The 1833-nt window shown below is 67.3% G+C and carries 1 protein-coding gene; it reads right to left on the bottom strand.

Annotated features, from left to right (window positions below):
- On the bottom strand, positions 1–1741 hold a 1741-nt coding region (locus ACK1U9_RS19085; RefSeq protein WP_449110095.1), incomplete at its 3' end, for an acyl-CoA dehydrogenase C-terminal domain-containing protein.
- Between the last annotated feature and the right edge of the window lie 92 nt (positions 1742–1833).

The following is a 1833-nucleotide window of genomic DNA, read 5'->3' on the forward strand; positions in this document are numbered from 1 at the left end:
GGCTGCCACTTCCCGCCCGAATACTCGCCTCCAGCCCCAACCCCCGCGGCAGAACACGCTGGAAGAAGAACTCCGCGCACGCAAGCTTGGCCCCATGAAATGCGGCATCTTCGTCACGCCTGGCCAACGCCACCGCGGCCATCCGCGCCCACATGTAGGCATACGCCGTCAGCCCGAACAGCTGCAGGTATTCCACCGCCACTGCGCTGACCAGGTTGGCATCCTCGCTGGCCCGCGCCCGCAGCCAGGCGCTGGTGGCCTCCAGCCGCGCCAGGCTCGCTTGCAGGGCATCACGGTGCAATGGCGCATCCACGCTGAAGGCCCGCACCTCGGCGGCAAAGCTGGCCAGCGCCCGGCCACCGTCAGCCAGCACCTTGCGCCCGAGCAGGTCGAGGGCCTGGATGCCATTGGTGCCTTCATAGATCTGCGCAATGCGTACGTCGCGCACCCGCTGCTCCTGGCCCCATTCGCGGATGTAGCCATGACCGCCGTACACCTGCTGGCCGAGTACGCAGCTTTCCAGGCCGTTGTCGGTGAAGAACGCCTTGGCCACCGGCGTCAGCAGCGCCACCAGGCGCTGCGCATGTTCGCGCTCGCCAGCGTCTTCAGCGTAGCGCGCCAGGTCCAGTTGCTGGCCGACGTAGGCGGCAAACGCCCGCCCACCTTCGGTGAGGGTGCGCATGGTCAGCAGCATGCGCCGCACATCGCCGTGGTGAATGATCGGGTCGGCAGCCTTGTCCTGTGCCTGCGGGCCGCTGGCGGCGCGGCTTTGCAGGCGTTCGTTGGCGTAGCGGGCGGCGCTCTGGTAGGACGCCTCGGCACAGCCGATGCCCTGGATGCCGATGGACAGGCGCTCGTAGTTCATCATGGTGAACATCGCCGCCAGGCCCTTGTTCGGCTCGCCCACCAGGTAACCGACGGCACTGTCGAAGTTCATCACGCAGGTGGCCGAGGCCTTGATGCCCATCTTGTGTTCGATCGAGCCGCAATGGGCGGCGTTGCGCGCCCCCAGGCGGCCATCGGCCTCGACCAGGTACTTGGGCACCAGGAACAGCGAGATGCCCTTGGCACCGGTGGGTGCATCCGGCAGCTTGGCCAGCACCAGGTGGACGATGTTCTCGGTCAGGTCCTGTTCGCCGCCGGTAATGAAGATCTTGCTGCCGCTGATGCGATAGCTGCCGTCTGCCTGGGGTTCGGCGCGGCTGCGGATCAGCCCCAGGTCGGTGCCAGCATGGGGTTCGGTGAGGCACATGGTGCCGGCCCAGCGGCCCTCGTACAGGGGCGGCAGGTAGGTGGCCTTGAGCGTTTCGCTGGCGTGGGCGTCGATCGCCAGGCAACTGCCGGCGCTCAACGCCGAATACAGGCTGAAGCTGCAGTCGGCGGCATAGAGCATTTCCTCGAACAGCACCCCGAGCATTTTCGGCATGCCCATGCCGCCATGTTCGGGGTTGCCGCCCAGGCCGACCCAACCGCCTTCGCGGTAGGTGTGCCAGGCCTCGCGGAAGCCGTCAGGGGTGGTGACTTCGCCTGCGGCGAAGCGCACGCCTTGCTCGTCACCGTTGCGGCTGAGCGGGGCAATCAGCTGGCCGGTGACTTTGGCTGCTTCCTCGAGGATGGCATCGGCGGTATCGGCGTCGATGCGCTCGGCCAGGGCTGGCAGGCGGGCCCAGAGGGCCGGGGCGTTGAACACATCATGCAGGACGAAGCGCATGTCGCGCAGGGGGGCTGTGTAGGTGGTCATCGGGGGCTCTTGGAATAAGGGAAACATGGGCTGGCCTCTTTGCGGGCACGCCCGCTCCCACAGGTCAAGCACAGGGTTCGAGGCCGGTGCGG

Source organism: Pseudomonas sp. XP1 (assembly GCF_053557675.1).